Source organism: Maribacter sp., from assembly GCF_049667165.1.
Lineage (GTDB): Bacteria > Bacteroidota > Bacteroidia > Flavobacteriales > Flavobacteriaceae > Maribacter_A.
On sequence record NZ_JBATHS010000170.1, the window covers coordinates 1 to 7,422 of the forward strand.

The following is a 7,422-nucleotide window of genomic DNA, read 5'->3' on the forward strand; positions in this document are numbered from 1 at the left end:
CTATTAATTCGTCCTTATATCTCACCCAAATCCTTTTATTTTCTCTTTCATTGAAATGGTTGGCGGCTATTGAACCGGCCTCAAAATTCACATTGTGCCCGACTAGACTATTCCCGATATAGTTTAGATGCGCAATTGTCGTTCCAGAACAGATGATGCTACTTTTAATTTCCGAACCGGGACCGATTTTTACGGATTTGTCCAAAAACACGCCTTCCCGAAAATATGCATTTGCACTGATATGGCAGTGTTCCAATGCTATAAACGGTCCCTTGATAGTGACTCCCTTTTCAATGACGGTTGTCTTATGTAGCGCTATGCCATTATTGACCTTGAAGTCTGGACCAAGATTCGGAAGTATTCCTTCAATTATTTCTTTTACATGGGTAGTCAATTCCCACGGCCTTGACGTTTTTTCTGCATTGAAATGCGCCGAAATATTCGAAATAAAATCACTAATGTTCATTTTATGTATGGCTAGAAACTTTTTTTATTTGGTAAGTTGCACTTATAGGTTGTTATACCTTATATGGAATTAAAACCCATCCTTGTCCTTGATAGTGTACGAATGCAGGTTGAGGCACTGTGTTTCGGTCACGAAATGTAATGGTCCCAGGCATTTTGGATAGCGTGCCATCACGTACTGCCAGACAGCATGATATTGGTTCAATACAGGCGGGATAATCGAACGGATACCCCGATTCCATTTTAGGTAAATCGGCTAGGGACTGCATTTTTTAAGGAAATTCAGGATGTGCCAAAACCTCTTCCATTTGCCGTATATGCCTTTCGGTATGCCCACTCATAAATAATAGAATTTGTACCCCATCGATCGTTCCAAATGGCAGTTGTGCGTAATGGTTTCTTAAATCGTCCTTGGTAGTCCTCATATACGCTATATGTTCGGCACGTTTGGTCATAAAGGCTACCAGGGTTTTAGCATAGGAGCCAAATTTACCTGAAGGTTCAAAAGCCTCCCCTGTTTTAACCTTTTTGTCGCGACTTGAGATTATCCCCAATAAATCGTCGTCGGATATTTTTACGGAATCGCGCATGGAAGGATCTGCAGGGGTTTCCAATGCCTCTTGCAGCATTCCTCCGATCATTTCCTCGGAAATGGCCAGATGTTCCACACATTCAGCGATGGACCAGGATTCAGGTGAACTTTTAAAATTGAGTTGGGCCTCGCTAAGCCCTTTCACAACCGTTAATAAACGTTCTTGTGTGCCTCGCATATGATTTACTGCGAATTCCCTTTCTTCATCGGTCAGCCCTTTGCTTATGACACCAAAACTGACTAGTGCTAGTACTACAATAGGCAAGATAAATTTTTTCATTTTTTGAATGGTTTTAAGTTGTTTTTTGAATAAACAGCTTCCAAAATAAGCGAATCAAAAACGATCGTAACGGACACAAAACGTGGGGAAACAGAAAACGAAAGCCATTACCGGCGTCAAAACAACTATTTATAGGACCAAAATATAAAAAAAAGGGACACAACTTCATTTAGTCAATCAGATACATGAAAATGGCACCAATTCCCATAGAAAAAAGAACCTGAATTAAATATACAAGTATCTGATAACTGTCACACATGAAATGGATCGATGTGATGGTTTTTTTTATACATTTATAATGGGTAGTATATACCATGAACTATGAATGAATTCTTTTTTAACGAAATTAGAAATAGTGGTTTTAGGGAAGTCAAGACCATGTTAGAGAAGAACCCCATGCTTGTCAACAGTAAGGATGATCGGGGTTCTACACCATTGATTTTGGCCACGTATTATGATGAGCAGGAAATTACTGACCTCTTGCTTGAAAAGGGGGCGATCATCGACGCCAAGGATGCTTCGGGCAATACTGCTTTGCTGGGCGTATGCTTCAAGGGGTACACCGATGTTGCCAAAAAACTGATTGCGAAGGGGGCGAACATTAATGCACAAAATGCTATAGGAGCTTCCTGTCTTATCTATGCGGCAACTTTCAATCGTGAGGAAATTGCTGCCTTATTATTGGAACATGGTGCCGATAGGTCCCTTAAGGATGCCCGGGGATTAACAGCTTTGGATCATGCACGATTGGGGGATAACCCAAAGCTTATTAAATTGTTGGAAAATGAGTAATATTGGTCTATGAAAGAAGACCGGGACCTAGAACTGATCAAACGGATTAAAGCGCTGGCAGATACCGGATTGGTATATTCCACGGATGAATACAATAGGGAACGCTATACCGAACTTCGCGAAATCAGTCTGCAATTGTTAAGTCATATCACCCGGCAACCCCTTGCCGTGCTCAATGGGTTTTATTTGCCTGAAAAGGACTATCCAACCGTAAAGGTCGATGTCAGGGGATTTGTATTGAACGATACCCATGAAATTCTTATGGCGAAAGAGCAAGTTGACGGTAAATGGACCATTCCCGGTGGTTGGGCCGATATTGGTTTTACCCCATCGGAGGTGGTTCTCAAGGAGATCGAGGAAGAAACTGGTCTTAAATGTTCCGTTGATCGCTTGTTGGCAGTCTATGACAAACGCATGCATCCGCATCCACCACAGCCATTTTATATTTATAAATTGGTGTTCTTATGCACGCTGGAAGGGGGGAAACTCCAACCTGGTTTTGACATGGATGGGGCTGCTTTTTTCAAGCCTGATGACTTGCCTGAATTATCAGAGGACCGCATTTTGAAATCGCAATTACAACAACTTTATAAGATGGTAATTGATGGAAATAGGAACGTTTATTTTGATTGATCTATGAAAGACCAAGAACTTAATATTGCCTTGGTACAGACCAGCTTGGTTTGGGAAGACCCCGAACGTAATCGAACAATGCTCTCCAAAAAATTCACCGAGCTATCGGGGAATGTGGATGTGGTGGTACTCCCTGAAATGTTCACGACGGGGTTTACCATGACTCCCGAAAATATCGATAAGGGCGAAGGACAAAGAACCTTGGATTGGATGCTTTCACAGGCAAAAAAGTACAAAGCCGCAATAGTGGGAAGTATGGCTTTTTTTGAGAACGGACATTTTTTTAACCGTTTGTTCTTTGTAGCACCTGATGGCACCTTCGCAACGTATGATAAACGCCATACGTTTACCTTGGCAGGGGAAGATAAAATATATAAGGCGGGGACCCAATGTACAATCATCGATTACAAGGGCTTCAGGATAAATCCCATGATCTGTTATGATCTGCGGTTCCCTGTATGGGCCAGGAATACCTGTGACTATGATGTGCTGATCTATGTGGCCAATTGGCCGAAGCCAAGAATAAATGCATGGGACACCTTACTTAAGGCAAGGGCCATTGAGAATATGGCATATGCCATCGGCGTGAACCGCTGTGGTCAAGATGAGGCGGGCTATGTGTATTCTGGGCATTCTGCAGCTTATGATTGCCTTGGGGAACAAATGGTATTTGCCACAGAGGAAACCATATGTTATACCACGCTGAAAAAAAGCCATATCGCTACCACAAGGAATAAACTAAAATTTCTCGAAGACCGCGACGAGTTTACTTTGAAAGTATAAAGGTCTCGTTTTTTTCCCAGTTGGCCCGTATCTCAATGACATCGGGATAATAGCTTACCTTTTCAGGCTGAATGCGTTTTAGGTAATTTCCGGTATCCCACTTACCGTTGCCATTGGCATCAAAGATGACGCGTACAAGGTAATTTGTAGGTTCTATATGGTTGAATTCGAACACTTTGGGTTCTTCGGCGTACAATTCTTGTTGTACCTCACCTTTTTCCGAGGTTAATTGAACGATCAAAGGGTAATTCTCCAAACTTGCAATGATGTCCATGGTCAGGTTGCCAAAATCGGCAAAACCCTTTGTTCGCAACCGGATATTCATCGTGTCGTTTTGGCTCCCAAAAAAATCGGTGATCGCTCCAGGCAGGAGTTCCAGTTCGTAATTTTCTTCGGGTTGTCTTTCGAAGTCAAAATCGATCTTATTTCCTATACTATCCAAAACTGCCAAGAAATCTACAGCAAGGGAATCCTTATTGATCAATCCTATTTTTGAGGTATCGATAGCGATCAATGGTGTATTGCCCCGTATGTTGAGGGGGGCTTTAAAGCCTAACGCCCCGCTTTGATTGGCTTTTAGTTGCAGTGAATCAAGGGCTACTTTTCTATTTTTCACTGTAAAAGTATCAACGACCTTGAGTCTTTCATTGCGAACGGTGAAAATCAAGGAATCCATTTCAAATGGGGTAAACCAAAAATTCAAGGTGTCTTTTTCAGGTTCTTTGGTAAGCGTGGTTTTAACCGTATCGGGTAAAACACTCAATAGCGATATATCAATATCCTTACCATCACCATAATAACCAAATATGATTTTATTGCTGGCGGCTAGGCTGGGTACCGATATTTTATAATCGGGAATTTCCTTGAACAAGGTCAAGAGAAAAGTCGAATCGGAAGGTATTGCGACCGTGTCCTCTATAAACCCAATTTTATCCACATTTTGATCGAACATATTATTTTTGTTCGCATCTTTCAGTGCGAACATCGCGTATTTCCCCTCCTTAAGGTTGGGCAGGGTAAAGATCACGGCACTGTCCAATGTATTGGTGATATAGTTTGGCGGTCTATTGTATATGGTCGAATCGGTATAGGCCGTATCGATTTCGTATAGCATCACACTAACGAATTCATCCGCTTTACGATTATAAGCATCTTTAATGGCACCTTGTACTTGTAAGGAATCGATATAACTTCCTGTAGAGAAAACATAGGTTAGGAAGCGATTGGGGTTGCCCTCATTGTTATCGACAATGCTCTGGCCAAAATTAAGGGTATAGGTGGTATTTTCCTGAAGGGTATCCTTGATGGTGATTTCGATGAATTTGTTCGCACCTCCCTGGGGTGTAATATTAGGCAAATACTTGAGGGGCGGCGAGACGATTAGCTGTTCCTGTACATCTTCCAACTTCACCAATTCATCAAAATACAGTCGAATCGTATTCTCGGTGAAATTTATGGTCATGTTCTCGGGCTCGGCTTTAAGCAACACAGGAGGGGCAACATCCTTAGGGCCTCCCGTAGGTCTTCCTCGTCGTGCACATTGCATTACGGCCGCGGCGATAAAAAAGAGGAAAATGTAAGCGAAAATACGTTTGAACATCAAATTACCTATCTAAGGGGCAAAGTAACACATAATTTGGAAATTGCCTTCATGAATTAACATTGCGTAGGGATTTCAAGTTAGGGGAGACCGTCATGGTGTCAATGGAACGACCGCCATGCTGGTTAGATATAGGGTAACTCCCTTGGCCTGGTTCAGGGTTTGGGCACAAATTTCCATAGTGGCCCCAGTGGTTATAACATCATCGACCAAGAGAATGTGCTTATTTTCCAAAAGTTTGGGGTATTTAAGGAGATATAGGGCCTTATTGTTCTGCCAACGGCCAATTCTATTCTTTTTTGTTTGGGTTCGGGTATTTGACGTCTTGATCAAGGCGTCCTCAAGAAATTCAGCCTGTAGGTGATGTGCCAATCGTCTTCCAAAGGCCGAAACTTGATTATAACCGCGTTTTCTTGCTTTTTTTCGGTGTAGCGGAACAGGTACAACAAAATCTATTTTACCCAAATAATTGTTCTCTGCAATTATCTGGCCATGCCAATCCCCCAAAAAAGTACCGATTTGCTCCTGATTTTTATACTTTAAATGATGGATCAGGTTTTTTACGATACCATTTTCTATGAAAAAAAGGAAAGAATTCGCTTTTTTGATGTTAATTCTACCATAAAAGATACGGTCAACGGCATTTTCAACGTTAAAATCATATTCGGTGAGTGGTAATTGGTTTCGACAAACGGTACACAAGTGATACTCTCCTCTATTTAATCGTGCATTACATCCAAAACACACCCTAGGTAGCAGGATCGAGTTGATATCATTTAGTATCTTTGATAGATTGGAGAGCACGAATCTTAGTATTAATAACCTACTTAAAGCCGACTTGAATTAATGGACGGACAAGATAATAAATTCAACTACAAGATTATACTTGCTGCTTTGGTTGCCGTGATCATAGGTATACTGATCGCATTTTACTATAGTTACGCCCAATCTGAAAACCAAATTAGTTTCTTGAAACAGGAAAAAGAGATCTTGGTAAAGGACCTCACCTTAATGAAGGCTGATGTTGATAGACTTACGGCACTCAATGAAGTAAATGAAATAGAGATCCAAGGTGCTCGATATGAAGTGCAACAGCTTTTGGATTCGGTGGGTAGGCTCACCTTTACCATTGAAAAATTAAGGGAATTCAAAACCGAGCTCCGAAGGCTTGAGGCAAAGAACGATAGCCTTAAGCTTAAGAATAATTTCCTGAGGTACAACAATATGCTATTGACGAACAAGGTTGAAGAAACCCAATCGCAGATGGAAGCCTTAAGGGATGCCAGCAATTCAATTGCCCAAGCCGAAGCCTTGCAGCGACAAAAAATATTGGAACTTAACAAGGAACTCAAAACAAAGAGTTATTTAGTTCTTCAAGATACCGAGGGCTCTAGTTTTCGGTTACGGAGCGGTAAACCCTTAAGAACCAACAAAGCTTCAACAGTAGAAAAGTTACGGGGTTGTGTTACCATAATGGCAGATCCTACCATGATCAACACAAAGAAAATATTGTATTTCCAATTCTTGGCCCCAAATATGGGCGTTATCGAGGATAATGCCAATACTATTTTGGTGAACGGCAATGTGTACAGTAAAAGGGTAGAGATTGATTTTATGGGTGAAGAGGTGCAGGTATGCGAGGCTATTACCATACCCGAGGGTTCCCTGAAACCTGGAAGCTATACCCTGAATGTCTTTGAGGATGAAAGATTATTGGACTCCGCAGAATTTCAGTTAAAATAACCACATGTATTTAGGGGAATATTCTATTTTTGCCACATGGCAAAACAAGAAGACGATTTCAAAAAAGTAATTTCACATGCTAAGGAATATGGTTATGTATTCCAATCCAGTGAAATATACGACGGATTAAGCGCTGTTTACGATTATGGGCAGAACGGTGCGGAACTCAAAAAAAATATTAGGGAGTACTGGTGGAAGGCCATGGTACAGCTCAATGAGAACATTGTTGGGATTGATGCCGCCATTTTTATGCACCCGACCACCTGGAAGGCTTCTGGCCATGTCGATGCCTTTAATGATCCCTTGATAGATAATCGGGATTCCAAAAAAAGATACCGGGCCGATGTGCTGGTCGAGGATTATGTAGCAAAGATCGAGGCCAAGATAGAAAAGGAAGTGGCCAAAGCCGAAAAACGTTTCGGGGATGCTTTTGACAAGGACCAATTCTTGGCGACCAACCAACGCGTGATCGAATATCAGGAGAAAGCCGATGAGATCCTAAAAAGATTGGGAAGGTCATTGGAAAATGAGGAC

At 41.6% G+C, this 7,422-nt stretch carries 8 protein-coding genes and 1 pseudogene; 5 read left to right on the forward strand and 4 right to left on the reverse strand.

Going from position 1 to position 7,422, the window contains the following annotated elements; genetic code table 11:
* Together WBM98_RS08990 and WBM98_RS08995 are read right to left on the reverse strand one after the other, a co-directional pair.
* On the reverse strand, nt 1-466 hold a 466-nt coding region (locus tag WBM98_RS08990), incomplete at its 3' end, for an LpxA family transferase (RefSeq protein ID WP_424365688.1).
* Nucleotides 467-737: 271 nt separating this feature from the next.
* Nucleotides 738-1,337, reverse strand: coding sequence for a DinB family protein (locus WBM98_RS08995; RefSeq protein ID WP_424365689.1), 600 nt, complete (start codon nt 1,335-1,337; stop codon nt 738-740).
* Nucleotides 1,338-1,658: 321 nt separating this feature from the next.
* Here WBM98_RS08995 and WBM98_RS09000 point away from each other — a divergent pair, with 321 nt between their 5' ends.
* The 3 genes from WBM98_RS09000 to WBM98_RS09010 are packed head-to-tail and all read left to right on the forward strand — an operon-like array spanning nt 1,659 to nt 3,545.
* Complete coding sequence (locus tag WBM98_RS09000; RefSeq protein WP_424365690.1) at nt 1,659-2,129, forward strand: ankyrin repeat domain-containing protein; 471 nt, start codon at nt 1,659-1,661, stop codon at nt 2,127-2,129.
* 9 nt (nt 2,130-2,138) lie between these two features.
* Nucleotides 2,139-2,762, forward strand: coding sequence for an NUDIX hydrolase N-terminal domain-containing protein (locus tag WBM98_RS09005; RefSeq protein ID WP_424365691.1), 624 nt, complete (start codon nt 2,139-2,141; stop codon nt 2,760-2,762).
* 3 nt (nt 2,763-2,765) lie between these two features.
* Nucleotides 2,766-3,545 carry a nitrilase family protein gene (locus tag WBM98_RS09010; RefSeq protein ID WP_424365692.1) on the forward strand — a complete coding sequence of 260 codons (780 nt, stop codon included), beginning with the start codon at nt 2,766-2,768 and terminating at the stop codon, nt 3,543-3,545.
* Here the strand turns inward: WBM98_RS09010 and WBM98_RS09015 are convergent.
* Together WBM98_RS09015 and WBM98_RS09020 are read right to left on the reverse strand one after the other, a co-directional pair.
* A complete protein-coding gene (locus WBM98_RS09015) occupies nt 3,529-5,145 on the reverse strand; it encodes an Ig-like domain-containing protein (protein WP_424365693.1) in 1,617 nt (538 codons plus the stop codon). The two genes, WBM98_RS09010 and WBM98_RS09015, sit on opposite strands and share 17 nt — an antisense overlap.
* Before the next feature lie 93 nt (nt 5,146-5,238).
* The gene (locus WBM98_RS09020) at nt 5,239-5,847 is read right to left on the reverse strand and encodes a ComF family protein (protein ID WP_424365694.1); all 609 of its coding nucleotides are present in this window, start codon (nt 5,845-5,847) and stop codon (nt 5,239-5,241) included.
* A 144-nt stretch (nt 5,848-5,991) separates the two neighbouring features.
* Between WBM98_RS09020 and WBM98_RS09025 the strand changes: the two genes are divergently transcribed.
* The gene (locus WBM98_RS09025; RefSeq protein ID WP_424365695.1) at nt 5,992-6,888 is read left to right on the forward strand and encodes a hypothetical protein; all 897 of its coding nucleotides are present in this window, start codon (nt 5,992-5,994) and stop codon (nt 6,886-6,888) included.
* 36 nt (nt 6,889-6,924) lie between these two features.
* A pseudogene (locus WBM98_RS09030) lies at nt 6,925-7,422 on the forward strand (glycine--tRNA ligase); the annotation flags it as partial.